The 26,480-nt window shown below is 73.4% G+C and carries 22 protein-coding genes and 1 tRNA gene; 12 read left to right on the top strand and 11 right to left on the bottom strand.

Annotation, left to right across the window (positions count from 1 at the left end; all coding sequences use genetic code 11):
- Positions 1 to 86: 86 nt before the first annotated feature.
- A complete protein-coding gene (locus tag AMK16_RS16180; protein ID WP_073915251.1) occupies positions 87 to 1,412 on the top strand; it encodes a vWA domain-containing protein in 1,326 nt (441 codons plus the stop codon).
- Positions 1,413 to 1,433: 21 nt separating this feature from the next.
- Positions 1,434 to 2,540 carry an FHA domain-containing protein gene (locus tag AMK16_RS16185; RefSeq protein WP_443333569.1) on the top strand — a complete coding sequence of 369 codons (1,107 nt, stop codon included), beginning with the start codon at positions 1,434 to 1,436 and terminating at the stop codon, positions 2,538 to 2,540.
- A 10-nt stretch (positions 2,541 to 2,550) separates the two neighbouring features.
- Here AMK16_RS16185 and AMK16_RS16190 read toward each other — a convergent pair whose 3' ends face one another.
- Positions 2,551 to 3,534, bottom strand: coding sequence for a methyltransferase domain-containing protein (locus tag AMK16_RS16190; protein WP_073915257.1), 984 nt, complete (start codon positions 3,532 to 3,534; stop codon positions 2,551 to 2,553).
- Between the two features lie 104 nt (positions 3,535 to 3,638).
- Here AMK16_RS16190 and AMK16_RS16195 point away from each other — a divergent pair, with 104 nt between their 5' ends.
- On the top strand, positions 3,639 to 4,040 hold the full coding sequence (locus tag AMK16_RS16195; RefSeq protein ID WP_073915260.1) for a globin: 402 nt from the start codon (positions 3,639 to 3,641) through the stop codon (positions 4,038 to 4,040).
- A 127-nt stretch (positions 4,041 to 4,167) separates the two neighbouring features.
- Here AMK16_RS16195 and AMK16_RS16200 read toward each other — a convergent pair whose 3' ends face one another.
- Genes AMK16_RS16200 through ettA form a run of 3 tightly spaced genes read right to left on the bottom strand, consistent with a single transcriptional unit; the run spans position 4,168 to position 7,038 of the window.
- Positions 4,168 to 4,911, bottom strand: coding sequence for a hypothetical protein (locus AMK16_RS16200; protein ID WP_073915263.1), 744 nt, complete (start codon positions 4,909 to 4,911; stop codon positions 4,168 to 4,170).
- The gene (locus tag AMK16_RS16205; protein WP_073915266.1) at positions 4,908 to 5,363 is read right to left on the bottom strand and encodes an acyl-CoA thioesterase; all 456 of its coding nucleotides are present in this window, start codon (positions 5,361 to 5,363) and stop codon (positions 4,908 to 4,910) included. The genes AMK16_RS16200 and AMK16_RS16205 overlap by 4 nt, the downstream gene beginning before the upstream one ends.
- A 10-nt stretch (positions 5,364 to 5,373) precedes the next feature.
- Positions 5,374 to 7,038, bottom strand: a complete 1,665-nt coding sequence (gene ettA / locus AMK16_RS16210; protein WP_073915269.1) for an energy-dependent translational throttle protein EttA — start codon at positions 7,036 to 7,038, stop codon at positions 5,374 to 5,376.
- Positions 7,039 to 7,420: 382 nt separating this feature from the next.
- Here ettA and AMK16_RS16215 point away from each other — a divergent pair, with 382 nt between their 5' ends.
- Positions 7,421 to 7,996: a hypothetical protein gene (locus tag AMK16_RS16215; RefSeq protein WP_073915273.1), complete on the top strand. Its 576-nt coding sequence runs from the start codon at positions 7,421 to 7,423 to the stop codon at positions 7,994 to 7,996.
- Positions 7,997 to 8,186: 190 nt separating this feature from the next.
- Here AMK16_RS16215 and AMK16_RS16220 read toward each other — a convergent pair whose 3' ends face one another.
- From AMK16_RS16220 to AMK16_RS16240, 5 genes are all read right to left on the bottom strand, one after another.
- On the bottom strand, positions 8,187 to 9,686 hold the full coding sequence (locus AMK16_RS16220; RefSeq protein ID WP_073915276.1) for a bifunctional phosphatase PAP2/diacylglycerol kinase family protein: 1,500 nt from the start codon (positions 9,684 to 9,686) through the stop codon (positions 8,187 to 8,189).
- Positions 9,687 to 9,803: 117 nt separating this feature from the next.
- Positions 9,804 to 11,081, bottom strand: a complete 1,278-nt coding sequence (locus AMK16_RS16225) for a thioester domain-containing protein (protein ID WP_073915279.1) — start codon at positions 11,079 to 11,081, stop codon at positions 9,804 to 9,806.
- A gap of 200 nt (positions 11,082 to 11,281) precedes the next feature.
- Complete coding sequence (locus AMK16_RS16230; protein WP_073915282.1) at positions 11,282 to 11,689, bottom strand: single-stranded DNA-binding protein; 408 nt, start codon at positions 11,687 to 11,689, stop codon at positions 11,282 to 11,284.
- A gap of 97 nt (positions 11,690 to 11,786) precedes the next feature.
- A complete protein-coding gene (locus tag AMK16_RS16235; protein WP_073915284.1) occupies positions 11,787 to 13,643 on the bottom strand; it encodes a YfjP family GTPase in 1,857 nt (618 codons plus the stop codon).
- 4 nt (positions 13,644 to 13,647) lie between these two features.
- Positions 13,648 to 15,318, bottom strand: coding sequence for a dynamin family protein (locus AMK16_RS16240; RefSeq protein ID WP_073915287.1), 1,671 nt, complete (start codon positions 15,316 to 15,318; stop codon positions 13,648 to 13,650).
- Between the two features lie 332 nt (positions 15,319 to 15,650).
- Between AMK16_RS16240 and AMK16_RS16245 the strand changes: the two genes are divergently transcribed.
- Together AMK16_RS16245 and AMK16_RS16250 are read left to right on the top strand one after the other, a co-directional pair.
- A tRNA-Arg gene (locus AMK16_RS16245) sits at positions 15,651 to 15,723 on the top strand.
- 261 nt (positions 15,724 to 15,984) lie between these two features.
- Positions 15,985 to 17,943, top strand: coding sequence for a TerD family protein (locus AMK16_RS16250; RefSeq protein WP_073915290.1), 1,959 nt, complete (start codon positions 15,985 to 15,987; stop codon positions 17,941 to 17,943).
- Positions 17,944 to 17,982: 39 nt separating this feature from the next.
- Here AMK16_RS16250 and AMK16_RS16255 read toward each other — a convergent pair whose 3' ends face one another.
- Positions 17,983 to 18,459, bottom strand: coding sequence for a phospholipase (locus AMK16_RS16255; protein ID WP_073915293.1), 477 nt, complete (start codon positions 18,457 to 18,459; stop codon positions 17,983 to 17,985).
- A 303-nt stretch (positions 18,460 to 18,762) separates the two neighbouring features.
- Here AMK16_RS16255 and AMK16_RS16260 point away from each other — a divergent pair, with 303 nt between their 5' ends.
- From AMK16_RS16260 to AMK16_RS16285, 6 genes are all read left to right on the top strand, one after another.
- Positions 18,763 to 19,272 carry a hypothetical protein gene (locus tag AMK16_RS16260; protein ID WP_073915296.1) on the top strand — a complete coding sequence of 170 codons (510 nt, stop codon included), beginning with the start codon at positions 18,763 to 18,765 and terminating at the stop codon, positions 19,270 to 19,272.
- A gap of 133 nt (positions 19,273 to 19,405) precedes the next feature.
- Positions 19,406 to 20,104 carry a 4'-phosphopantetheinyl transferase family protein gene (locus AMK16_RS16265; protein WP_073915299.1) on the top strand — a complete coding sequence of 233 codons (699 nt, stop codon included), beginning with the start codon at positions 19,406 to 19,408 and terminating at the stop codon, positions 20,102 to 20,104.
- A gap of 160 nt (positions 20,105 to 20,264) precedes the next feature.
- Entirely contained in the window at positions 20,265 to 20,690 is a 426-nt protein-coding gene (locus AMK16_RS16270) for a GNAT family N-acetyltransferase (RefSeq protein WP_073915302.1), read from the top strand.
- 169 nt (positions 20,691 to 20,859) lie between these two features.
- Positions 20,860 to 22,215 carry a S8 family peptidase gene (locus tag AMK16_RS16275; protein WP_073915305.1) on the top strand — a complete coding sequence of 452 codons (1,356 nt, stop codon included), beginning with the start codon at positions 20,860 to 20,862 and terminating at the stop codon, positions 22,213 to 22,215.
- A 216-nt stretch (positions 22,216 to 22,431) separates the two neighbouring features.
- The gene (locus AMK16_RS16280; protein ID WP_073915308.1) at positions 22,432 to 23,727 is read left to right on the top strand and encodes a hypothetical protein; all 1,296 of its coding nucleotides are present in this window, start codon (positions 22,432 to 22,434) and stop codon (positions 23,725 to 23,727) included.
- A gap of 83 nt (positions 23,728 to 23,810) precedes the next feature.
- Complete coding sequence (locus AMK16_RS16285) at positions 23,811 to 24,839, top strand: WxL protein peptidoglycan domain-containing protein (protein ID WP_073915311.1); 1,029 nt, start codon at positions 23,811 to 23,813, stop codon at positions 24,837 to 24,839.
- 135 nt (positions 24,840 to 24,974) lie between these two features.
- Here AMK16_RS16285 and AMK16_RS16290 read toward each other — a convergent pair whose 3' ends face one another.
- Entirely contained in the window at positions 24,975 to 26,474 is a 1,500-nt protein-coding gene (locus tag AMK16_RS16290) for a CoA-acylating methylmalonate-semialdehyde dehydrogenase (RefSeq protein ID WP_073915314.1), read from the bottom strand.
- Between the last annotated feature and the right edge of the window lie 6 nt (positions 26,475 to 26,480).

Here is a 26,480-nt window from a genome sequence, read left to right on the forward strand (position 1 = left end):
CGCCGGCCGCCCACCCACCCGGCGCGCCCGTCCGACCGCCCGCCTGAGCCCTGAGCCCTGAGCCCGAGCCCCGAGGAGTCCCACCGATGGCGAACTTCGCCAAGCCGAGCGCCCCGCGCTTCAGCGTGGAGGTGTACCAGAACGAGTTCCTCCCCCAGGGCGGGCGGGACGTCCACGCCATCGTCACGGTCAGCTCCACCGGCGGGGCCACCGCCACACGCGCGTCGGCCGCCCACGGCTCGGCAGCGGTGGTGATCATGGTGGACTGCTCGGGGTCCATGGAGTACCCGCCGGAGAAGATGCGCGGTGCCCGCGAGGCCACGGCCGCCGCCGTCGACACCCTGCGCGACGGCACCTCCTTCGCCGTGGTCGCCGGCACCCACGTGGCCAAGGAGGTCTATCCGGGCCAGGGCCGTCTCGCCGTCGCCGATCCGGTCACCCGCAGCCAGGCGAAGGAGGCGCTGCGCGGACTCGCCTCCGGCGGAGGCACGGCCATCGGCACCTGGCTGCGCCTGGCCGACGGGCTGCTGCGCCAGTCCTCCGCCGCCATCCGGCACGGGATCCTGCTCACCGACGGCCGTAACGAACACGAGGACCCGGCCGTGCTGCGCGCCACCCTCGACGCGTGCGCGGGCCGCTTCACCTGCGACGCCCGCGGGGTGGGCACGGACTGGGAGGTCAAGGAGGTCACCGGGATCGCGAGCGCGCTGCTCGGCTCCGCCGACATAGTGGCCGATCCCGCCCACCTCGCCGGGGACTTCACGCGCATGATGGAGAACGTCATGGGCAAGGAGGTCGCCGATGTCGCGCTGCGGCTGTGGACGCCGGTCGGGGCGGAGGTCCGTTACGTCAAGCAGGTCGCGCCCGCCGTCCAGGACCTCACCGACCGCCGCACGGAGGCGGGCCCGCGGGCCGGCGACTACCCGACCGGCTCCTGGGGCGACGAGTCCCGCGAGTACCACGTGTGCGTCCGCGTCCCGGGAGCGGGCGTGGGCCAGGAGATGCTGGCCGCCCGCGCCACGCTGGTCCTGCCGGGAACCGCCGGGGAGCCCCCGACCGTCCTCGCCCAGGGACTGGTACGCGCGGTGTGGACGGACGACCTGGCCGCCTCCACCGCCATCAACCCGCAGGTGGCCCACTACACCGGGCAGGCGGAGCTCGCGCAGGCTATCCAGCAGGGCCTGGAAGCCCGCAAACTGGGCGATGTCGGCGGTGCGACGGCCAAACTCGGGCGTGCGGTACAGCTGGCCAGTGCCTCCGGGAACGCCGACACTGCGAGACTGCTGGCGAAGGTGGTGGATGTCGTGGATGCCGCGGCGGGTACTGTGCGGCTGAAAGCGAAGGTCGCCGACGCCGACGAGATGACCCTCGAAACGCGTTCCACGCAGACCGTCCGAGTGAAGAAGACCTGAGACCTGAGAAGACCTGACGCGATGACGCAGGGAGAAGAAGGGGGAAGCGCCGCCATGCCGACCTGCCCGAACGGGCACCAGTCCGCCTCCGACGACTGGTGCGAGGTCTGCGGCCACCGCATGGCTGCCTCGGAGGGTCCCCCTCCGGCTCCCTCCTACGGCTACGGCTTCCCCCCGACCGCCGGCGAGCCGACGGCCCAGGCGGAGCTCTGCCCGCAGTGCCGCACCCCGCGCGAGGCCATGGCGCCGTTCTGCGAGGAGTGCCGGTACAACTTCCTGACCCGTGCGGCGACGTCGTACACGCCGCCCGCCCCGGAATCGGCGGGCCAGGGGGCGGGGACCGCGCCCCGGTCCTCGTCGCCCTCCACGCCTCCGCCGCCGGTGCAGGCACCGGCGACGTACGCGCAGGACCACTTCGAGTACCAGGGGTCGCGCCCTTCCCGGGTCAACCGGCCGGCCGAGCCGCTCCAGCGCGAGGACGACTGGCTGCTGCCGCCTCCCGCGCACGAGCCGCAGCAGGAGTACCAGCAGCAGCCCCCGCCGCAGCAGTCGCACCAGCAGCAGTACCAGCAGCAGCCCCCGCCGCCGCGGGAGTACCAGCAGGAGTACCAGCACCAGCCGCCCCAGCAGCAGCAATACCAGCAGCAGCCCCCGCAACAGCAGCAGCAGTCGCACCAGCCGCAACAGCAGCAGCAGTCGCACCAGCCCTTCCCCTCGCAGGGCGGTTCCTGGACGGCGACGATCGCCCCCGACCGCTCGTACTTCATGGCGATGATGCAGCGCAGCGGCCCCGAGGCGGCCGGGCTCAACCTGCCCGCGTACTCCCCGGAGCAGCACCTGCCGCTCTCCGGCAACCAGATCACCATCGGCCGCCGCCGCGCTTCCACGGGGGAGTCCCCCGACATCGACCTGTCGGTGCCCCCGGAGGACCCGGGCGTCTCCCACCAGCACGCGGTCCTCGTCCAGCAGCCCGACCTGAGCTGGGCGGTGGTGGACCAGAACTCCACCAACGGCACCACGATCAACGGCGGCGAGGAGCCGATCCAGCCCTACGTCCCGGTCCCGCTCGCCGACGGCGACCGCGTCCACGTCGGCGCCTGGACCACGATCACCGTCCGCCGGGGCTGAGGCCGCCGCCTCAGCCCCGCGCCTCCCCCAGGGGCCAGACGTACGGACCCTGGGGGTCGTCGAGCCACGACCACTGGCCGGTGGCGCCGACGGTGACCCCGAAGCGCTCGCGGGACGGCCGGCCCTCCCGGCGCCACAGGTCCAGGGCCTCGCGGGGGTGCAGGACCCCCTCGGTCAGGACGAGCATGAACTGCAGGCGCTCGTTCTCCACCAGCTCGTACGGCAGCCCCTCCGAGGCCCGCGGTGGCGACGCGGTGGAACCCCGAAGCGGGACGAAGTACGCCGGGGTGTGCAGGAAGCGGCCCTCCGCCAGGTCGGGGCCCTGCACGGTGAGGGCGATCAGCCCGGTCGACAGCGGGGCCAGGATCCGCGCCCCGGGGCGGCACTGCCCGAGCCAGGCGGGCGGGACGATCGGCAGCGTGCAGGTCACCATGATCCGGTCGAACGGGGCCCGGGAGGGGCAGCCGCGCGCCCCGTCCCCCGTGATGACGGCGGGGTGGTAGCCGATGGCGGCCAGGTGCCTGCGGGCGGACTCGGTGATCTCCTCGTCCAGGTCGACGGTGGTGACGAGGTCCTCGCCCAGCCGGTGGCAGAGCAGGGCCGCGTTGTAGCCGGTGCCCGCGCCGATCTCCAGCACGTTGTCGCCGTCGCGTACCTCCAGGGCTTCCAGCATCCTGGCCATCAGGGAGGGCTGGCTGCTGGAGGAGAGCAGCTCGCCGTCGCGCAGCCGGGTGGCGAGCGGGGCGTCCGTGTAGACGCCGCGCAGCCAGCGGGCCCGCCGCTCGGGGTCGGGGTCCTCGGCCCAGAGCCTTTCGTGGCCGGCGCCGCGGCCGGTCCAGAAGTAGGGGACGAAGACGTGCCGCGGCACGGCGGCGAACGCGGCCCGCCAGAGCGGATCGTCCAGCGCTCCCGCCGCCGTCAGCTCCCTCACCTGGGCGGCGTGCGCGGTCTCCCGCAGGTCACGCGGCGCGGTGCGTGAGGTGTGTGCGCCCATGACTCCACTGTCCTGCGGGCGGCCTCCGTGTGCGACCGCGCACGGATCCCGGCGGGGGTCCTAGGACCCGGGACCTCCGTCCGGGCGTCTGAGACGATGGTCGGGTGAATGAGATTCCGCGGGGCACGCTTCAGGAGCAGACCTTCTACGAGCAGGTGGGCGGCGAAGAGACCTTCCGCCGTCTCGTGCGGCGCTTCTACGAGGGCGTCGCGCAGGACCCGCTGCTGCGTCCGATGTACCCCGAGGAGGACCTGGGTCCGGCCGAGGAGCGGTTCACCCTGTTCCTGATCCAGTACTGGGGCGGGCCGACCACCTACAGCGAGGACCGCGGTCACCCGCGCCTGCGGATGCGGCACGCCCCGTTCAAGGTGGACGCCGCGGCGCACGACGCCTGGCTCGGCCACATGCGGGTGGCGCTGGACGAGCTGGGTCTCGCGCCGGAGCACGAGGCGCAGCTGTGGAAGTACCTGACGTACGCCGCGGCATCCATGATCAACTCGGCTTAGACGCGTCGTACGGGGGGCCGGCCGGGGGCGCCCGCAGGGTGCGGGCCCGCCCGCGTACAGAGGGCCGCGCGGTGCGCCCGGGTCAGACCTCTTCAGACCGGGTCAGGCCGGGCACGGTGCCCCCGGGTCAGACCGGCCGGACCTGGAGGGCGCCCAGGGCGTCCGTGTGCCCGGGGCGGCGCATGGCGACGGAGCCGTACGGGGTGCGCAGCCGCAGCCAGCTCCCCGCGGCCAGCAGGGCCAGGGGGGCGGGGCCGGTGGAGACGGGGCCCGCGGCGGGCACGGTGGACCGTACGGGCCTCAGGAAGCCCAGGGACTGCGCGGCGTGCACGGCGCGCAGCGGGAGCTCGGTGTCGCCCAGCGTCCGGGACCAGATCTCGCGGCCGATGCGGTCGCGCTCGGAGCGGGTCCGGTGCTGCGCGGGCAGGGCTTCGTCGCGGCTGCGGAACTCCGCCACGGCGCCCGCCACGGCCGTCCGGATCTCCTCGGGACCGGGCAGCCCGGGCAGCTGCCGCCAGCCGCCGCGGGGCGGGAGCACCCCGGTCCAGGGCGGCCCGGTGACGGCGCCGGGGACGGTGGCCGCGGCCGCGGCTTCGTCCACCGACTCCAGGAACTCGCCGGCGGACACGGTCCGGTCCAGCGGCGCCCCGACGGGCTCGGCGAGCCGCACCGTGCGGATGGCCAGGACCTCGAAGGACGGCGGCCGTCCGAAGACGGCGAGCGCGCCGCCGCCTTCCCCCGAGGGCACCGGCGCGGCCGGGGCCCCCTGGAGGCGGACCGCGGCGGCGCGGTCGTAGTGCACCAGCCGGCCCAGGAAGGCGGCGAGGTCCGCCGCCTCCCCGGAGTCCGCGAAGTGCAGCCGGTCGCTCATGCCGCGAGGCGCCCTTCCGAGCGGGCGGGCTCGTCGAGGTACTTCTCCAGGAAGTGCTTCTCCTCGGTCGTGATGCGGCGGGGCCGCCCCTCGGCGAGGTTGTAGGGCACGACCACGGTAGAGGCCCGCACGTAGACCTTCTCGGGCGTTTCGGCGGTCGCCTCGTCCTTGACCTCGTAACCGATGGTCAGGGACGCGGCGCCGATCCGGGTCACCCAGGACTCGATGAGCACCGGCTCGTGACGGTGCACGAGGGGCAGCTTGTAGTCGATCTCGTGGCGGGCCACGACGGACCCGCCCGTGAAGGACTCGCTGCCCTCCCCCGGCGCCAGCCGGAACATGAAGTCGATCCTCGCCTCCTCCAAGTAGCGGAGGAAGACCACGTTGTTCACGTGGCCGAAGGAGTCCATGTCCGACCAGCGCAGGGGGCACCGGTAGTGGTGTCTGGCCATGGTGCGGACCTCAGCCTCGGGTGAGCTTCTTGTAGGTGGCGCGGTGCGGGCGGGTGGCGTCCGCACCGAGACGCTCGACCTTGTTCTTCTCGTACGACTCGAAGTTGCCCTCGAACCAGTACCACTTGGAGTCGCCTTCGTACGCCAGGATGTGCGTGGCGACCCGGTCGAGGAACCAGCGGTCGTGGGAGATGACCACGGCCGCGCCGGGGAACTCCAGGAGCGCGTTCTCCAGCGAGGACAGGGTCTCGACGTCGAGGTCGTTGGTGGGCTCGTCGAGGAGCAGCAGGTTGCCGCCCTCCTTGAGCGTCAGGGCGAGGTTCAGGCGGTTGCGCTCACCGCCGGAGAGGACGCCGGCCGGCTTCTGCTGGTCCGGGCCCTTGAAGCCGAAGGCGCTGACGTAGGCGCGGGACGGCATCTCGACCTGGCCGACGTTGATGTAGTCCAGCTCGTCCGACACGACCGCCCAGAGGGTCTTCTTGGGGTCGATGTTGGCGCGGGACTGGTCGACGTAGCTGATCTTGACGGTTTCGCCGACCTTGATGGCGCCGGAGTCCGGCGTCTCCAGGCCCTGGATCATCTTGAAGAGCGTGGTCTTGCCGGCGCCGTTCGGGCCGATGATGCCCACGATGCCGTTGCGGGGCAGGGTGAAGGACAGGTCGTCGATGAGGACCTTGTCGCCGAAGGCCTTCGAGAGGTTGTTGACCTCGACGACGATGGAGCCGAGGCGCGGGCCCGGCGGGATCTGGATCTCCTCGAAGTCCAGCTTCCGCATCTTGTCCGCTTCGGCCGCCATCTCCTCGTAGCGGGCCAGACGGGCCTTGGACTTGGTCTGGCGCCCCTTGGCGTTCGACCGCACCCACTCCAGCTCTTCCTTGAGGCGCTTTTGGCGCTTCTCGTCCTTGCGGCCCTCGACCTTGAGGCGGGTGGCCTTCTTCTCCAGGTAGGTGGAGTAGTTGCCCTCGTAGGGGTGCGCGCGGCCGCGGTCGAGTTCGAGGATCCACTCGGCGACGTTGTTCAGGAAGTACCGGTCGTGGGTGACGGCCACGACGGCGCCCTTGTACTGCGAGAGGTGCTGCTCCAGCCAGTTCACCGACTCGGCGTCGAGGTGGTTGGTGGGCTCGTCGAGCAGGAGCAGGTCCGGGGCCTCGATCAGCAGCTTGCAGAGCGCGACGCGGCGCTTCTCGCCACCGGAGAGGTTGGTGACCGGCCAGTCGCCGGGCGGGCAGCCGAGGGCGTCCATGGCCTGCTCCAGCTGGGCGTCGAGGTCCCAGGCGTTGGAGTGGTCCAGGACTTCCTGGAGCTTGCCCATCTCGTCCATGAGCGCGTCGGTGTAGTCGGTCGCCATTTCCTCGGCGACCTCGTTGAAGCGCTTCAGCTTGCCCATGATCTCGGCCGCGCCGTCCTGGACGTTCTCCAGGACGGTCTTGGACTCGTCGAGCTTGGGCTCCTGCATGAGGATGCCGACGGTGAAGCCGGGCGACAGGAAGGCATCGCCGTTGGACGGCTGCTCCAGGCCCGCCATGATCTTCAGAACGGTGGACTTACCGGCGCCGTTCGGGCCGACCACACCGATCTTCGCGCCGGGCAGGAAGTTCAGGGTGACGTCATCAAGAATCACCTTGTCGCCGTGCGCCTTGCGCGTCTTGCGCATGGTGTAGATGAACTCAGCCAAGAGAAACCGTCCGGCAGATCGATGGGTGGGCAGATACACCCCATCTTGCCAGGCGTCCATACCTCGGGGGAAACGCGTATGGTCAGCGCCCCTGAGCTGGGGCGCGGCCGGAGGCTGACCTCACGCTCTGGTCACCGTTCGTCGTCATGGATGGACATTGGAGACCCTTTGACGGCCCACAGAGGGCCCGGGACGGTGCCCCGGCGGTCGCTACCGGTAGCGACCGCCTCGCCGGCGCCGGCAACCCTGCCGGCGCCCCGGACCGCCGTCGATCAATCAGCATGGTGGGGCGGTGCCGATGTGCCCAAGCGGCACCCGCCACCGCCTCATCACGGGCAGGATGCCCCTGAAATGACGAACGCTCGATCTTCCGGGGGGTCCAGTGGGCAGCGCACTCATCGGGTTGGTAGCGGCCGTAGTCGGGATCTCAGGCACCCTCATAGCGTCCCTACTGTCGCCACGCCTGCTGGCTCGCATTCAGTCAGAGCAGTTCGCTCGTCAGCAGCAGGTAGCCGAAGCGGAATGGCTTCGTGAGCAACAGGTGGCCGAACTGGCCCGTCGGCGGCAGGGCTACATGAACGTCAACGCAGCCTTCCGCCGCTACCGAACTGATCTGATGAACTTTCTGTGGACCGTGCACAAGGACTCAGTGACCGTAGAAGCAAGGGAAGTGGTCGAAGAGGCGCGACGCGATCACCACTCAGTCTTCGCCGAGGCTCAGGTGGTGGCGTCCGGCGCGGTCCTGGCCGAGCTGAACAACATGACGAAGGCCCTGTCCGAGACCTACCGAAGGATCATGTGCCTGGAAGAGGGCAACCCCGACGCGGACGGATCATTCGATGAGATCCGAACGGACTTCGTTCAGCTCTGGGAGCAGTGGGAGAAAATGCTCGACGCAATGCGAGCCGATCTAGGCGTGGAAAACAGCTCTACCGAGCAAGCCTGGGTTGGCTCCTGACAACTGCCCCCATCGCCTCAGACGGCCCATAGACGGCCCGGATGGACGGAGGTCACCCCCGGCCTGGGCGGTCCCGGCGGGGGCGGAGGGGCGCCGCCCGCGGGTGGCGGCTCCCTCCGGGGCACGGGAGCGGTCCGGGCACGGGAAGCGAAGGGGGAGGGGGAGGAGCGGACGAGGACGCTCCGGGCGGTCACTTCCGCGGGCGGTAGACCGTGAGGGCGTCGGGGAGCTCGTCCAGGACCAGGGCTTCGCCGGCCTTGGCGTATTCGCCGTCGTAGGCGAGCGGGGTGCCCGGCGGGATGTCCCCGACGCGCAGGCTGCGCAGCCGGGTCGCGTTGTGGACCGGGGAGCGGGTGAGGGGGCCCGCGAGGGCGGCGGCCAGCAGGCGGGGGCCGGGGCGTCCGCCGCCGTAGACGATGCGGACGTCCAGCAGGCCCTCGCCGAGGGTCTCGCGGCGACGGGGGGTGGGGCCGGTCCCGTGGTAGGTGCCGTTGCCGGCGAAGAGCAGCCACACGCTCCGCATCCGGCCGTTCAGCCGCAGCCGCAGGGGGCGCTGGGCGCGCAGCACCCGCCAGGCGGCCAGCAGCGCGGCGGGGCCGCCGCCGATCCGCGGGCTCCAGTGCAGCCGGTGGCGCAGCAGTTCGGGGTAGGCGCCGATGCTGAAGTTGTTCAGGAAGTAGCCCGGCGGGCCTTCGGGGCCGGGGGTGAAACGGCCCACCCCGATGTGGACGGCGTGCCCGGCGGTCAGGGCGCGGCAGGTGTCCTCGACCCCGGCGAGGCCGAGGTCGAGGGCGAAGTGGTTGAGGGTGCCGCCCGGGAAGACCGCCAGCGGCACCCCGGCCCGCAGGGCGGCGGTGGCGGCCGCGTTGATCGTGCCGTCGCCGCCGCAGACGCCGAGGACCGTGGCGCGGGAGGCTGCCGCCTCCAGTTCGGCGGCCACCTCGCTGCCCTCGCATTCGATCACCTCGGCCTTGGGGAGGCGGGTGCGCAGGATGTCGTCGAGGCCGGTGCTGCCGGCGGTTCCGGATCCGGTGTTGACGACCACGGTGAGCCCCTCGCCGTCGGGCAGCGCCGGCGCCTCCAGGGCTGCCCGCTCGTCGCCGGGCACGACCCTGGCCTTCTGCGCCCCGCGCGCGACGCGCCGTACGACGAGGCCGGCGGCCACACCGAGCGCCGCGCCCGCGACCACGTCGGAGGGGTAGTGCACCCCGGTGTAGACGCGGGAGAAGGCCACGGAGGCGGCGACGGGTGCCATCGCAACGGCCCAGGCCGGGGACTCCCACGCCAGCCCGGCGGTGAAGGCGAAGGCCGAGGCCGAGTGCCCGGAGGGGAAGGAGGTGGTGTGCGGCTGGGTCGCCAGCCGGCGCACGGCCGGCACCCCGTCCAGCAGCGGGCGGGGCCGGCGCACGGACCACTTGCCGACGGTGTTGATACTGGCGGAGGCCAGTGCCAGCGAGGCCATCCCCTGCACGGCGGCCTTACGGGTCCTGGCCGATCCGAACACGGCGAGCGCGGCGGCGGTGGTGCCCCACAGCACGCCGTGGTTCGCGGCCCGTCCGAGCCGGGGCAGCACGCGCTCGGCCCCGGGCCACTGCCGCCGGGCCACCACGTCGAACAGCCGGCGGTCCCACCTGACCACCGCGCCCTGCCAGGTCAGGGGCGACTTCCCGATCTTCACGTGCTTCAGCATTCAGCTCGCCTACCCCGACAACCCCTTCCTCTACCTCGGCCCTCTTCCCTGTGCACCCGTTCACCCTGCGGATCCCGCCGGGGGCCGCACGGCCGGTGCGGACTCCGGTGCGACGGGCTACGGCGTCCCGGCGTCGTTCCCGTCCTGGGGGCGCTTGCGGAGCAGGAGCACCACCAGCCCGCCGAGGACCACCAGCCCCACCGCCAGAGAGGCGATCACGGGGGTGGCCGCCGAGCTGCCGCTGACGGCCAGCCGATCCTCGGCGGGCGAGCCGGGCGAAGCCGGGCCGGCCTGCGCCTGTCCGGCAGGGCCGCCCTGTGCGGCAGGCCCGCCCTGTCCGCCCTGGCCGCCCTGTCCGGCCGGCCTGCCCTGTCCGGCCCGCGTCGCAGACCAGAGGTCTGTCCGGCCGGCGGCGGAGCTCCCCGCGCCGTCCGCGGTCGCCGCCCGGGCCACCACCGGCTGCGGCCAGGCCGCGGTGTCGGTGGCGGCCGCCGTGGACTCGCTGGAGCCGGCCACGACCTGGGCCTGCGCCGGCACCCCGCTGGTGAAGACCCGCCCGACCGGCACCTTGGTCGCCCCCTGCACCGTGACGGAGGCGATCCCGTCCGGGGTTCCCTCGGGCACCTCGAAGTACAGCCGGCTCCCGTTGACGGCGCTCTCCAGCGGCAGTCCCTCGGCGTCGACCACACGCACCCCCATCGCGACGGCCGCCGCGTCCGGGACGACCGACACGCTGCGCGCCCCGGTCCGCACGGTCACCGGGCCGATCCGGGTACCGGCCGCCCCCGACACCCCGTCCGGATCCAGCCCCAGCGAGGCCGGTGGCTCCGGCAGCTGTCCCGCCTCCCGTTGCAGGTAGCCGGCCAGCGTCTCGGCCGCCGGGTCGGCGGCCTCGACGTGCGCCCCGTCCGCCAGCCGCCAGATGGCCACCTGGGTGCCGGCCGCCGCGCTCTGCGCGGTGAGGGCGCCGGCTCCGGCCGCCTTGGCGAGCCCGGCCAGATCATTCGACTGCGGGTAGGAATGTTCCAGGATCCAGCGGATCCGGCCCGCCTGCCCGTTCCCCGCCAGCGGACTGCCGCTCCAGCCGCCCTCCGTGTACCGGGCCTGGGGCTGTGCGTTGCCCGAGATCCCCACCCCGTACGTCTGGAGCGTGCCCCCGCCGTCGACCCGCATCTCGTAGAGCCCGGCCGGGATGCGGTGGAGCGAACCGTCCCCGGAGTGGAGGACCGCCTGCCCGTAGGTCTTCAGCCCGTCCAGCACGGCGCTCGCGCCCTCCGGCGCGTGGGAGAGCGCCGGACCGCTGTCGGCGGCGGCCTGCGCACCGGGCGCACCGGCGAGGGCCGCGGCCAGCAGGGCCACCGCCAGCGGACGGCGCGCGGAGCCCCGGACGCCCACCGGCGCAGGAGGCGCGGAAGCTGCGGAAGCCGCGGCCGGTGGTGGGGATAACGGAAGTGGAGGTGGAACGGGATGAGGAGCGGATTGAGGAACGGATTGAGGAGCGGAGGATGCGGGAACGGCGATCGACACAGTCTTCCCCTTCGGGCCAAAGACCCAGGTGCCCGTGAGTACCGGGGAATCCTATCCGCCTCGAACACTCAGACCACCGACACCTTCTGAGGGGCCATCAGCGGCGTGTCCGTGGTGACGACCCGACGGAACGCAGCCGTCCCGCGGTTGAGGTCGTGGCCGATGGCGGTCGCGTCGATCTCCGCCGAGAACCACCGGTTGCCCTCCCCGTCGGGCGGGTCCTGCCGCACCCGCAGCCGGCCGTGCACCACGAGCGGTTCGCCCACGGCCACGGAACCGGCCAGGTTCACGGCGAGCGTGCGCCGCGCCCACACGGTGTAGAAGCTGGTGGTCCCGTCGGTCCAGGCGTCCTTGCGCCGGTCGAAGTACCGCGGCGTGACGGCGAAGCGGAACCTCGCCGACGGGCCGTTCTGCGTCTCCTTGTAGTCGATCTGCGTCGCCACATACCCGACCAGCGTGACCTGGGTGTCGTTCATCCCGGCCGCCTCCCCCGCCATGCGTACCCGTACGGACCATCCGCACGGGTACGAACCATGCTGCCGCCGGCCGGCCCCGACCGCTCCGGCCTGTGGACTACTGGCGGGTTGTGGACAACTTGCTCCCCCCTGCGGCGACGGCCGCGTACTGCTCGCGCACCTCCCGGTAGCGCAGCAGTTCGGCCGCCACCGGCTCCAGCACCCGGGCCCGCCCGCAGCCGGCCGCCGCCTGCCGCAGCTTGCGCTCCGCGTCCTGCCCGTAACGCCGCGCCGGGCCCCTGGCGGCGATCGAGCAGGCCCATTCCACCAGCGGACCGCCCACGATGCCCGCCACCATCAGCAGTACGGGCGGCAGCAGCCGCGGCTCCAGGACCCCGACGATCTGCCCCACCAGCCACAGCCCGCCGTAGATCTGGAGCAGCGTCATCGCCGCCTGGGCCAGCACCGCCGCCGGCCACCAGGCCGGCCGCGGGGGTTTGACAGCCGGGACCGCCACCGCCGCCCCGAGGGTCACCGCCAGCTCGTCCAGCGCCTCCGGGAGCTGTTCGGCGCCGCGCACCGCCGTCTCCCGTACGGCCTGCGCCCACGGGTCGGGCAGGCCGACGGCCGCCTCGTCGGCGACCACCCGTACGGCCTGCTCGACCCGCTGGCGCGCCGTCACCTCCGCCTCGACGGGCGTCTCGGCGCTCGGCGCGCCGCGTCCGCCGATGACCGCGAGGGCGGCCAGGCCCGCCAGCGTGCGCGGGGCGCGGCGGCTCTCGTACCACCGCCACAGCCGCAGCCACGGTGTCCCGCACGCCTTGCCGGCATTGCGCCGCCAGGCCCGCTCGGCCGCGAGCCCTGCCGCGTACGCCCCGACCGCCTCGGCGAGCCGGTCCTCGAACTCGGCGCGGGCGGCCTCCCCGATCTCCGGACCGGAGTGTCCGTCGGCCACGTACAGCGGTCGCAGGCGCACGGCCGCCCGGTCGACATCGGCGGAGATCCTTCGGGTCGCGGCGCCCTTCTCCTGCGTGAACTGGGCGAGCAGCTCGCGCAGCTCCCCGACGCCCTCCCCGGTCAGCGCGGACAGTCCGAGGACCGTGGCGCCTGGCTCGCCGTGTTCGCCGAGCGCGATGCCGTCCTCGTCGAGCAGCCGGCGCAGGTCGTCGAGGACGAGGTCGGCGGACTCCCCGGGGAGCCGGTCCACCTGGTTGAGCACCACGAAGGTCACCTCGGCGTGCCCCGCCAGCGGCCGCAGGTAGCGCTCGTGCAGCACCGCGTCGGCGTACTTCTCCGGATCCACCACCCACACCACCGCGTCGACCAGGGCCAGTACGCGGTCCACGTGGTCGCGGTGCGCGCCGAGCGCCGAATCCAGGTCGGGCAGGTCGACGAGGACCATGCCGCGCAGGGCCTCGGCCTCGGAGGTCTCGCGGGGCCGGCGGCGCAGCCGGCCCGGGATCTCCAGGCGGTCCAGCAGGCCTGCCGCTCCGTCCGACCAGCTGCACGCGATGGGCGCGGCGGTGGTCGGACGGCGCAGCCCGGTTTCGGAGATCTGCACTCCCGCGAGCGCATTGAAGAGCGTGGACTTGCCGCTCCCGGTGGCGCCGGCGATCGCGACGACCGTGTGCTGCGGTGACAGGCCGCGGCGCGCGGCCGCCTCGTCCAGGACCCGGCCGGCCTCGGCGAGGGTCTTGCCGTCGAGCCGGGTGCGGGAGAGGCCGACCAGCTGGCGCAGGGCGTCGAGGCGCGCGCGCAGGGCCCGCCCCTCGGGGCTGAGCGGGGGCGCGGGCGCCTTGCCGCCGTCGTTGCCGGCGCCCGAGACGGCCCGTACGAGTGCTTCGTCGTTCTCGTCGCCGGCCCCGTCGGCGCCGGGGCTGCCGTCCTGGTACCGGCCGTCGGTGGCCTCGGGGCGCGAGCGTGCGATGAAACCGTCGTCCCAGCGTTCTTCGGAGCGGTCGGTCAGGGAAGTCATCGCGTCACCTCTCCTTCTGCAGTACGGACAGCGCGGCGATCAGCTCGGCCTGTGGTTCGGGGGACACTTCGAGCGCCTCCAGGGGGGCGAGGCGGCGGTCGCGCTCGGCGCGCAGCACCTGGTCGAGGTGGTCCCCGACCAGTTCGGTGCCCCGGTCGCGCAGGCGCAGGGCGGCTTGGGCGCCGATGCGTTCGGCGAGCTTCTCGCCGGCGGGCCGGGCCCGTTTGCCGCCGAGGAGGGCGGCGACGAGCAGGGCGGCGACGCCGTCGGGGTCGGGTGCGGGCTGCCGGTCGAGCTGCGCGACCTCCTCCTCGGCGAGCTCCTCCAGTACGCGGCGCCAGCGCCGTACGGCCATCCCGATGCGTTCTGCGGCCTCCTTGTCGGGCGTGGGCAGGGGCACGGCTCCCGCGGCCGGTTCGCGTCGCCAGGATGCGGCGATCCGTTCGTCGGCGGCGGCGACGGCGCACTGCAGGAGCGCGGCGAGGGATTCCGCGAGCGAGTCGAGGAGTTCGTCGGCGCTCGTGTCGAGGGGGTAGCCGCGCCACCGCGTCAGCGCGTCCCCGGCGAGTACGGCGCCCTGGTCGAGGCGGTTGCGGACGCGCTTGCCCTCCCGCTTGTACGCGTCCTCGACGGCGGAGGTCAGCCGGACGGCGGCGGCGTGCTGGGAGGCGACGGCGGAGGCGAGTTCGGGCATCCGGCGCGCCAGGGAGTCCAGCGCGCCCAGGGCGGTGCGCCCGACGGCGTACTGGCGGGCGGCGGGATCCTGGGCGTGGTGCGCGAGCCAGGCGGCCAGCGGGGCGACGGCGCTGGCCGGCAGCAGCCCGCCGCCACCTGCCGACTCCGGGAGTTCGGGCACGGTGAAGCGCGGTACGTCGCCCAGCCCGGCCCGGGTGAGCAGGGCTCCGTACTGGCGGGAGACCTCGGCGAGCACCTGGTGCGGCACGCGGTCGAGGACGGTGACGAGGGTGGCCTTGTACTGCTTGGCGGTGCGCAGCAGGTGCCAGGGGACGGCGTCGGCGTACCGCGAGGCGGTGGTGACCATCACCCAGACGTCGGCGGCGCAGATGAGCTGGGCGGCGAGGGTCCGGTTCTCGACGACGAGGGAGTCGATGTCGGGGGCGTCGAGGATGGCGAGGCCGCGCGGCAGGGTGGAGACGGTCTCGATCCGCATCTCGCGGGTGGCGTGCCCGCCCGGGCCGGGGCCGGAGCCCGCGTGGCCGCTCCCGTGGCCGCCGCGGCCGCGGTCGCGGTCCCGGTCGCGGTCGCGGAGCCGGTTCTTGGCGGAGACGGCTTCCTCCTCGCCGTGCGGCACCCAGACCCGCATGAGGTCGGGCAGGATCCGCATCCCGGCGAACCAGTGGTGGTCATCCGGATGGCATACGAGCACCGGGGTGCGCGTGGTGGGACGCAGCACCCCGGCTTCGCTGACCTGCCGTCCGACGAGGGAGTTGACGAGGGTGGACTTGCCGGCCCCGGTGGACCCGCCGACGACGGCGAGCATCGGCGCCTCGGGCGCCTTCAGCCGGGGTACGAGGTAGTCGTCGAGCTGCGCGAGCAACTCGGCTCTGGTCTGGCGGGCGCGCGGAGCGCCGGGCAGGGGCAGCGGCAGACGCACGGACGCGACCCGGTCGCGCAGGGCGGACAGGGCATCGAGCAGCTGAGGCCGAACATCCAAGGTCACCACATGCGAAGAATGCCCAATTTAGGGCCATTTTTGAAGCTTATACGTCCTCTGCGCGCCGACCGCGACTTCTGCTGGACATCCCGGACACGGCGGACGAGTGGGGCGCAGGCATAACGAGTGCACAACACCGGGGGCGCCGCGGCGCAAAAGCGATGCGCGAATCGCACCTGCCTGCGATTATCGGGACCGCTTCACCGAACCTCCACATCGTGGCACGCGAGTGAAGCAACCGGACCAAGGCAATCGGAGCCCTATCCTTGACCCGGCACGGACCACAGTCCCACCCCCACCGGGGGCTCCAGGCCCACCACGGCCACCTTCCGGCCCCCGTAGCTCAGTGGATAGAGCAGGTGCCTTCTAAGCACTTGGCCGCAGGTTCGAGTCCTGCCGGGGGCACTCTTTCGCCACCACCCTCGCCCCTCCCTCAGCGGAGGGGCTTTCGTGCAGGTCAGCGGCACTTTAGCGAGCCCGCCGCAGTGACGGCGCAAGCCGTGGGGATACCTCCGGTCGCGGATGCCCGCCGGTACGGGCGGCGGCCGATCCGGCGGGGGATGGTGTGCGATATCCACTCGGGGATTCGATTCCGGGAAATGACATCGCGGGACAAATCGACATTCAGGTTGAAGGTGGAACTAATGTCGGATCATCCTTGCCGCCATGAGCCCCGCCTCCCCCGCTGCCGGTATGTCCGATCTGCACGACTACGCGCTCGACTGGGCGCTGGTGGATGTGGAGACCTCGGGGCTGATACCCCGACAGCACCGGGTGCTGTCCATAGCGGTGGTGACCATCGGCGCGGACGGACGACAGACCGGCGAATTCTCGACGCTGGTCAACCCGGGCTGTGACCCCGGCCCCGTGCACGTCCACGGGCTGACCACCGAGCGGCTGCAAGGGGCCCCCGCCTTCGAGCAGGTGGCGGAGCGGATCGGGGGCCTGCTGCGGGACCGGGTCCTGGTGGCCCACAACGCGCAGTTCGACTACGACTTCCTGGCACACGAGTTCGCCCGGGCCGGGCTCCACCTCCCGGTGGCCCGGCGCCTGTGCACCCTGGCGCTGAACCGGCGGGTGGATCCGCCGACACCGGACATGCGACTCGGGACGCTCGCGGCCCACTACGGGGTGCCCCAGACGAAGGCCCATGACGCCCTGGACGACACCCGGGTCCTCGCGGGGATCCTGCGCGCCTCCCTGAAGGAGGCGGCCCGGCTGGGTCTGCCGCTGCCGCTCATGGAGTGTCCGCCGCGGCAGGATCCCCGGTTCGCGCCGAAGCCGCCCAAGACGCCGTGTGCGTACCGCAATCCCGGGAGGGCGACCCCGGGCGGGCCGCTCGTGCAGGGCATGAAGATCGCCATCACCGGGGACACCGGGACCGCGCGTGCCGCGCTCGTGGCGCGGGCCGCGGCCGCCGGGCTGAACGTCGTGGGCTCGGTCAGCCGGCACACCAGCGCGCTGGTCGCCAACGACGCGGCCTCGGGCTCGGCCAAGGCCCGGCGGGCGGTGGCGGAGGGCGTCACGGTCCTCGACGAAGGGACCTTCCTGCACCTGCTGGACGACGTACGGCCGGGCACGAGGCACGAGAAGGCGGGGGCGGAGACAGGGGTGGGGGCGGGGGCGGAGGCGGGTCCGGCGGCCGTGGGTCCGGCTCCGTCTGCCGCTCCGGCGGCTGGGGCTGCGGCTCCGGCGGCTGCGGTTCCGGCTCCGGCGCCGGTTCCGGCAGCGGTTCCGGCGGTCGCGGTCGTTCCGGCGGTCGCGGTACCGGCCGGCCGGGTGCCCTCGGGGCAGGCCGCCCCGGCGGTGGGCGCGCCCCGTGCCGCGGTCGCCGGAAAGCCGTTGGCCGGACGGCGCGTCCTCGTGCTGGGCGGTACCCATCCGGCCTCGTCGGAGGCCCGGCGGCGGGTGGTCGAACTCGGCGGGGCCGCTGCCGTCAACCTCTCGGCGAGCGTCACGGACGTCGTGCTCCTTCCGGGTGCCCACGCCGACCGCCGCATGGCCCGGATCAACTCCCTCCGCGTCCCCGCCCACGGGGCGGACTGGCTCACCGGCCCGCCCGCGGCTCCCTGCGGGGACGAACGGCCGGACTCCCCGCAGGTGCTGCCCTGCGGCGGCGTGATCGACCTCCCCGCCACGGGTTCGGCGCTCCGGTGGGACGTGAGTGCCTCCTGGGCCCAGCAGACGCGGTGCGAGATCGATGTCGTCGCCTTCGTCGTCGACGAGGAGGAACAGGTCGCCTGCGACGAGGACTTCGTCTTCTACGGGGCTCCGGAGAACCCCAACGGGTCCGTTCGGCTGCTCAGCGACGGACCGACCGAGCAGACGGTCACCGTCGACCTCGCCGCCATGCCGCCGGCCGCCCGCAAGGTCGTCGTCTGCGCCGCCATCGACGGGGATCCGGCCTTCGGCGACGTGGGCGCGGTGCAGGTCACCGCGGCGGCGGGCACGGGTGCCATGCCCCTGGCTCAGGTGACGGTGGACGCCGCCACGACCGAACGCACGATGCTCCTCGCCGAGATCTACCGACGCGGCCCGCTCTGGCGGTTCCGCGCCGTCGGACAGGGTTACGACCACGGCCTGGCGGCGCTGGCCCGGTCCTACGGTGTCGACATCGCCGACTGAGGCAGCCGGGCGGAGAGCCGTCCGCCCGGGGGGGCGTCTTCAGGAGATGCCCAGGAGCCGCACCGCCTGGTAGTACGTCCACGCCGTACTGTCGCAAGAGGCCCTGCGGGCACCCCGGTAGCGGGCGCAGATCCGCTTGAGGTCCGCGTGGAAGGCCTTGTCCAGGCGGGACTTGGCCGCGGGGAACGTTCCCGCCGCCCGGTGGTTGCGGTAGCCGAAGTCGTGGCGGGCGCAGGCCGACCGGAAGGGGAAGCCGAGGGGGTTGTCGGGGGACGTGGTGCAGTAGTCCGTCGACCAGTCGAATCCGTACGCGGCCCAGGCGTCCCGGTGTTCGCGCGCCGTGGCCCAGGCGCGGTGGCTTGCCGCGTCGGTCTGCGTCCAGCGGCTCAGCACGTGCGGCTTGTCGGCCGGGACCGCCGCGGCGGCCGCGGCGGCCGGCGCCGGCGTCAGCAGGGCGGCCGCCGCGGCCATCGAGACGAGGGCGGGGACGATACGGCGGGCGGCACGGCGGCGCATGGCGTTCCTCGGGTCGGGGCGCGGTGGGACGGGATGGGGCGGGGCGGGGCGGGGCGGCGCGGGGCAGGGTGGGGAGGTGGCGTGGGGCCCGGGAGGACGGGCGGGGCTGTTGCCCCGTGCGTCAACGGCTCCGGGCGCCGCCGGGTCACTGCACCGGCCCGGGCAGCGTCGCGCGGCGGGAAACAGGTCCCGACCACCTCCGGCACAGCTCTCAGGTATGACGTCGTGTGATACCTGGGACAGAGGCGAAGTTCGTACCCGGGAGGGACGCGCGCAGGGGGTCCGGCCGCCGAGACTGGGGGCATGAACCGACGTCCGCTGGTCTTCATCGCCGCCACCGTGGGGATCCTTGCCACGGCCGCCTTCGCGTTGCCCAACCTGCCGCCCAACCCGCTGACCGACACGATCGACGACCGGGTGTTCAAGGAGAAGGGCATGCGCTTCGCCAGCGTGGCCGAAGCGCCCGGGCGCGCGGAGCCCGCCTTCGTCCTGCCGTCCTGGATACCCAAGGACGCCACCGACGTCCGCATACGGGTGCGTACGACGGGCAAGGCCAAGCTGATCCGGTTCACCCTCGGCGCGACTCCGCTGGACGGCCCCCAGTGCACCGCGGGCGCACCGAAGCGGGTGGACGGCCCGGCGCTCAACGCCAAGTGGTGGCCGGGGAACCTGCGGGCCGAGGCGCGGGCCGAATGCCGCGACGCCCACCAGTACCAGGTGGCGGTGCGTGGCAAGCGGGTCTACGCCTGGACCGACGGCACCTCGTCCCCTGGAGCCCCGGCGCAGGGGAGCCAGGCGGTGTTGTCCCGCTGATGGCGGGCCAGGGCTGCGGCCGCGGCCCGGGCCGATCCCTCCGGCATCTGCTTCCCCGGCGCTCCCGGACTTCGTGAAGGGGAGGCGGGCCGACACCTCACAACCCGCATCCGGCTCGTCTACCCTCGGTCAGGTGATCGAGTACCTGAACGAGCTCGGCAGCGGCGCGCCGCGGACCGGCGCGCCTCCCAGTGGCACGGCCGTCGCCGCGTGGTGCCTGGACACCTCGCTGGACACCGTCGGCGGGCACCGGATCGCCGAGGCCCCGCTGGTACTGGACGCTGCCGAACAGGACCGGGCCGGCAAGCTGTTGCGTGCCGTCGACCGGCAGCGGTACCTCGCCTCGCACCTGGGGCTGCGCGCGTTGCTCGGCGCCTACCTGGGGCGGGCGCCGCAGGAGGTCGTCCTGGTCCGGGAGGAGTGCCCGTGCTGCGGCGGTCCGCACGGCCGGCCCGCCGTGGCCGGCGGCGCACTGCACTTCTCCCTGTCGCACAGTGGCGGTGTCGCCTACTTCGCCTTCTCCGGGGTGCCGGTGGGGGTCGATGTCGAGGAGATACCGGGGGCGGAGGCGCTGGCCGACGTTCTGCCCCTGCTGCACCCGGCGGAGATCGCAGAACTGGGCGCTCTTGCGGAGCCGGACCGCAGGCCCGCCTTCGCGCGGGTGTGGTCCCGCAAGGAGGCCTGCCTGAAGGCCGACGGCACGGGGCTCGCACTCGGGGTGGCCGATCCGTACGTGGGCGCCGCCCCGGCCCCGGCCTCCGTCCCGGGCTGGACCCTGGGCGACCTCCCGGCGCCCGCGGGCTACGCGGCCGCCGTCGCGGTCAAGGCCTGACACCGCCGAAGCGCACCGGGCACCGGAGCTCCGGCACGAGGGGTGAGTGGCGAGGAGCGGGGAACGGGGAGCGGGGAACGGACCGGTGGGGTACGGCGCGAGTGCGGGGCCGCGCCGAAATGCCGCTCGCCGTGAGGCGTCCCGGCGGTACCGTGCCGCCATGGACATCCGCAGGGCCGGCAGCACCGCGGAGATCACCGCCGCCGAGGGACTCTTCGACGGGCCCGCGCGCGAGGAGTGGGCCGCCCGGTTCCTGGCCGCGCCGGGACACGTGATGCTCATCGCCTACCTGGACGGCGTCCCCGCGGGGATGGTTTCCGGCGTCGAGATGACCCATCCGGACAAGGGCACCGAGATGTGCCTCTACGAGCTCTCCGTGGACGAGGGGTACCGCCGCCGCGGCATCGGCCGCGCGTTGGCCCTGGCCCTCGCCGACGAGGCCGGGACGCGCGGCTGTTACGGCATGTGGGTGGGGGTCGACACGGACAACGAGGCGGCCCTGGCGACCTACGCCTCCGCCGGAGCCCGTGACGAGGGCGTCTTCTCCATGCGCGGATGGGCCGTCACCCCGCCCCCGTCGGCCTGACCGGCGCACGACGCCCTGTCGGCCTGGCCGGCGCACGACACCCTGTCGGCCTGACCGGCGCACGACACCCTGTCGGCCTGGCCGGCGCACGACACCCCCGTGGGCGTGTCGTGCGCCCACTCGGCGCACCCTCCGCGCGCCCCCGTCGCCGTTCGCCGAGCATCGGCCCATGACCCCATTCGTCGCCCTCCTCCCTGCCGCCGCACTCCTCGCGGCGGCCACCGCGGTCACCGCCCTGCCGCCGCACTCCGACGCCGCCGATGCCCGGTCCCCCACCGCCCCTTACGTCGTCGTCCTGGAGGACACCACCTCGCGCGCCACGGTCCGCGCCCTGGCCGCCGAGGCGGCGAAGGCGGGCGACGAGGTCGGGGCCGTCTACGACTCCGCCGTGAACGGCTTCGCCGTCCGCACCAGCGCCGCCCGGGCCGCCGCCCTGGCCGCCGATCCGCGGGTGGCCTCCATCGAGCCGGACGCGCTGTTCCACACCACCGACACCCAGCCCCGGGCGCCCTGGCCGCTGGACCGGATCGACCAGCGCGAGCTGCCGCTCGACGGTTCGTACACGTACCCCGGTACGGGCCGGGGCGTCACCGTCTACGTACTGGACACCGGGATCAACACCGGTCACCAGGAATTCGGCGGCCGTGCCCGGGCCGGCTACAACGGGGTACGCCTGGAGGGGGCGGGCGACTGCAACGGCCACGGCACGCACGTCGCGGCGACCGCGGGCGGGCGGACGTACGGGGTCGCGAAGGGGGTTTCCCTCATCTCGGTGAAGGTGGCCGACTGCCGTGGCGACGGGCGCCTTTCGGCCATGGTCGGCGGCGTCGACTGGGTCGTGAGGAGCGCCGCCGCGTACCCGGCCGTCCCGGCGGTCGCGAACATGAGCATGGGCGGGACGCGCAGCTACGCCCTCGACGCCGCGGTGAAACGCGCAGTCGAAGCCGGGATCACCTTTACCGTCGCCGCCGGGAACGACAACAGGGACGCCTGTACCGGTTCCCCGGCCGCCGTCCCCCAGGCCCTCACGGTCGGCGCGACCGATGCCGCCGACCGGCGGGCGCGCTTCTCCAACTACGGGCGGTGCGTGGACCTCTCGGCGCCCGGTGTGTCCGTCACCTCGGCGTGGAAGGGATCCGCCACCGCCACCGTCCGGTCCTCGGGCACCTCGATGGCGGCCCCGCACGTGGCCGGAGTCGCGGCGCTCGTCCTCGGCGGCGGTGGTGCGGCCAGGACTCCTGCGCAGGTGTCCAGGGTGCTGGTACGGAGCTCCGTGCCGGACCGGATCACCGACCTGCCGGCCGGCACCCCCAACCGCCTGCTGCACACGCCCGTCGACCGCACCGCCCCGACCGGAAGCAGCCCGGCCCCGACCACTGCGCCCCCCGCCTCGCCGCCCGTCACCGCGACCCCGAGCACCCCCGCCCCAAGCGCCCCCGTGGCGGCGCCCACCACCCCGGCTCCCCCCACCCCGGCGCCGACCACCCCGGCCCCCGCCGTCCCCACCGCTCCGGCCGGCCGGTAGGCCCCACCCGCCACGCCCGCCCCGCGCTCCGGCACCGCACACCGACGGCCCTTCAGACCTTCTCTGATGGGCCATCAATTTCTGTGTGCTTCGGACGAAAACAAGTCATTGACTTCTCATCACCGCGACGCGTCAATGTCGGCCACCGCACCGGCTCGGCCTCCCCCTCACAGCGGGTGGGGGGAGGGTTCGTCATGACGAAGGAGTCGCGACCCAGTGAGTACGAGAACGCTCAGACGAAAAGTGCTGGCCGGGGCCGGAGCCCTTTCCCTGGCCCTGACGGGCGGCGCGGTGGGCCTGGCCGGCTCCGCGCAGGCCGCGACCAAGACCACCGCCGTCTTCGAGAACTGCGACGCCCCGGCGCCGCAGGCGGACGGGTCGGGCAACCAGAACTACACGATCACCCTGCCCGACGGGGCGAAGGCCGGTGACGTCGTCCCGATCACCATCGACCCGGGTGCGAGCCCGCTCATCCCGGGCTTCTCCGTCCAGACGGTGAACACCTCCAAGATCACCCTGAAGGTCGGGACGACCACCCAGGTGGTCACCAGCCCGCCCGAGACCGTCAGCGTCGTGGCCGGACAGCCGCTCGACCCGAAGGCGTTCTCCGGGACCATCAAGATCCCGGACGGCACCGAGGGCACCCGCGTCGACGTGGCGCTGGACCTGTCCGTGGTCGACGCGAACCTCAGCGGTTCGGTCTTCACGACCACCTGCACCCCGGCGCCGCGGCCCAGCGCCTCCCTGGGCTCGGTCGCGGTCGAGGCCCTGCCCAAGGACCCGGTGACCACGCGGCTGACGCCCAACAGCGGCAAGACGGGCACCTCCGTCGTCGTCACCGGCGCCAATTTCCCGGCCGGCCCCGTCACCTGCTCCGCGCTCCTCGGGAGCGCGGCCACCGGCGACACCGGTACGGGCACGGCGGACGCGTCGGGCGCCGCCACCTGCACCCTCACGGTCACCAAGAAGGCCGACAGCATCAAGATCGACGGATCGGTCACCCCGTACAGGGCCTTCGTCTTCCTGGAGGACCAGGCGGGCGTGCGGAACCCGGTCGACGTCGAGGTCCTGCCCGGTCCGCTGACCCTCGGGCCGAAGGACGGCCAGCCCGCCGTCAGCTTCGGTGCGGTCACCATCAACGGCAAGTCCCAGTCGGTGGTCGGCGTCTTCAACGCCGCGACCGTCCAGGACTTCCGCGGCGGGTCGCTCGGCTGGGACGTGACGGCGACCCGTACGCCGTTCCTGAACCAGGCCACCGGCCACACCATGGCCACGGCGCAGATCGGCATCCAGCCCTCCTGCACGGTGACCAACCCGGACAGCCCGAGCACCTGTACCGCGGGCACCCCCGGCGCGATCTCCGAGACGCCGCTGAAGGTGGCCTCCCAGGCGCCCGGCGGGGACGAACTGACCGGTGGCGAGTTCGCCGTCGGCGGCGCCGGGATGATCCAGCTCCCGCCGTTCATGTTCGCCGACACCTACCAGACGGTCGTGACCTTCTCGATCGCCTGACCCGGTCCCCGTCCCGAGGGTGGTGCGGCGCTGCGGCGCCGCGCCACCCCTTCCCCCTTTCCGTGCCGACTGGAGAACCGCCCATGCGCACCCGCACCCCTCTGTACGGTCTGCTCGCCGGCCTGCTCCTGCTGGGCGCGGGCCTGCTCCCCGCAGCCACTGCGGCGGCCGCGGACAACGGCACCTGGGGGGTCTTCCCCACGCCTGCGGCCGGTGCTGCGGTCACCGACCGCGCGTACTTCTTCCACCAGGGCGCGGCCGGGACCACCGTCCAGGACAGTGCGACCGTCCTGAACTCCTCGGACAAGGAACTGACGTTCCGGGTCTTCGCCACCGACGCGGTGAACACCCCGTCCGGCGGCGCCTTCGGGCTGCTGCCGGTGGAGACGGAGCCGAAGGACGTCGGCGCGTGGATCAGCCTCCCGCCGGAGACCGCGACGACGGTCACCGTGCCCGCCAAGGGCCGCAAGGACGTGCCGTTCACCGTGCGGGTCCCGGCGGACGCCTCGCCCGGTGACCACGTCGGCGGGATCGTCGCCCTGAACACCGCCGTGGAGGGTGTGCAGCAGGACGGCAAGGTCCAGGTCGGGGTGAGGCGCTCGGTGGGCGCCCGGCTGTACTTCCGGGTGCCGGGGCCGCTGGCGCCGGGGCTGAGCGTGGAGGACGTGACGGTCAGCCGGTCCGCCCCGCTGGTGCCCTGGATCGGGAAGGCGCGTGCCACCGTCTCGTACGCCCTGGTCAACCGGGGCAACGTGGCCGTCGAGCCGCGGGTGGCGTTCTTCGCCGAGGGGTTGTTCGGTCGCACGGTGCTGGAGCGGCCGGCCCGCGAGCTGAAGCTGGTGCTGCTGCCGGGCCGGCGGATCGAGCTGAGCGAGCCCTGGCCGGACGCGCCGCAGTCGGACCGGGTGACCTTGAAGGTCACCGCCGGGGCGAGCGGTCATGCCGAGCTGCTCGCGGAGTCCGGGACGGACTTCGTCGCCGTGCCGTGGCCCGCGGCGGGCGCGGTCCTGGTGTCGGCGGGAGCCGGCGTCGCCCTGTGGGCCGTGCGCCGGCGGCGCCGCACGCCCGGCCTGCCGGCGCAGGCCGAGCGGGATCCGGCTCCGTCCCGCTGAGCCGAGACGGTGTCCCCGGCCGCGGGCGTCCGGCCGCCGCTCCGGCGACGGGAACGGGTCCGCCCCCCGCGTGCAGGTCGCGGGGGGCGGGCGGCGGGCGGCGGGCGGCGGGGAGCCCCGCGCCGGGGACTGCCGTCAGTGGTTGCGCGGGAAGCCCAGGTCCACGCCGGCGGGGGCGTCCGACGGGTCGGGCCAGCGCGTGGTGACGACCTTGCCGCGCGTGTAGAAGTGGATGCCGTCGTTGCCGTAGATGTGGTGGTCGCCGAAGAGCGAGTCCTTCCAGCCGCCGAAGGAGTGGTAGCCCACCGGCACCGGGATCGGCACGTTGACGCCGACCATGCCCGCCTGGATCTCCAGTTGGAAGCGGCGGGCCGCCCCGCCGTCGCGGGTGAAGATCGCGGTGCCGTTGCCGAACGGCGAGGCGTTGATGAGGGCCACGCCCTCCTCGTAGGTCTCGGCGCGCAGCACGCACAGGACGGGGCCGAAGATCTCGTCGCGGTAGGCGTCGGAGTCGGTCTTCACGTCGTCCAGCAGCGACAGGCCGATCCAGTGGCCGTTCTCGTTGCCCTCGACCGTGTAGCCGGTGCCGTCCAGGACCACCTCGGCGCCCTGGGCCGCGGCGCCCTTCACGTACGAGGCGACCTTGTCGCGGTGGGCGGCGGTGATCAGCGGGCCCATCTCGGAGGCCGGGTCGTTGCCGGGGCCGATCTTGATCTTCTCGGCGCGCTCGCGGATCTTCTCGACGAGGGTGTCGGCGATGGAGCCGACGGCGACGACGGCGGAGATGGCCATGCAGCGCTCGCCGGCCGAGCCGTAGGCGGCGGAGACGGCGGCGTCGGCGGCCGCGTCCAGGTCGGCGTCGGGGAGCACCAGCATGTGGTTCTTGGCGCCGCCCAGTGCCTGGACGCGCTTGCCGTTGGCGGAGGCGGTGGTGTGGATGTGGCGGGCGATCGGGGTCGAGCCCACGAAGGAGACGGCCGCGATGTCCGGGTGCGCGAGCAGCGCGTCCACGGCCACCTTGTCGCCGTGCACCACGTTCAGCACGCCCGCGGGCAGTCCGGCCTCGCTCGCCAGCTCGGCCAGCTTGTTGGCGGCCGAGGGGTCCTTCTCGCTCGGCTTGAGGATGAAGGTGTTCCCGCAGGCCACGGCCAACGGGAACATCCACATCGGCACCATCGCCGGGAAGTTGAAGGGGGTGATGCCGGCGACCACGCCGAGGGGCTGGCGGATCGAGGCGACGTCCACGCGGCTGGACACCGAGGTGGACAGCTCGCCCTTGAGCTGCGTGGTGATCCCGCAGGCCAGTTCGACGATTTCCAGGCCGCGCGCCACCTCGCCCAGCGCATCGGAGTGGACCTTGCCGTGCTCGGCGGTGATCAGCTCGGCGATGGCGTCGCGGTGGGCGTCCAGCAGGGCGCGGTAGGCGAACAGCACCTTGGTGCGGGCGGCCAGCGACGACTGGCCCCAGGTCTGGAAGGCCTCCTTCGCGACCTGTACGGCCGCGTCGACCTCGGCGGCCGAGGCGAGTGCGACCTGTGTGGTGACCTCGCCGGTGGCCGGGTCGGTGACCGGGCCGTAGTTGCCCGACGCGCCTTCGACGGTCTTGCCACCGATCCAGTGGTTGACGGTCTTCATTGCCTT

The organism is Streptomyces sp. CB00455, assembly GCF_001905445.1.
GTDB lineage: Bacteria > Actinomycetota > Actinomycetes > Streptomycetales > Streptomycetaceae > Streptomyces.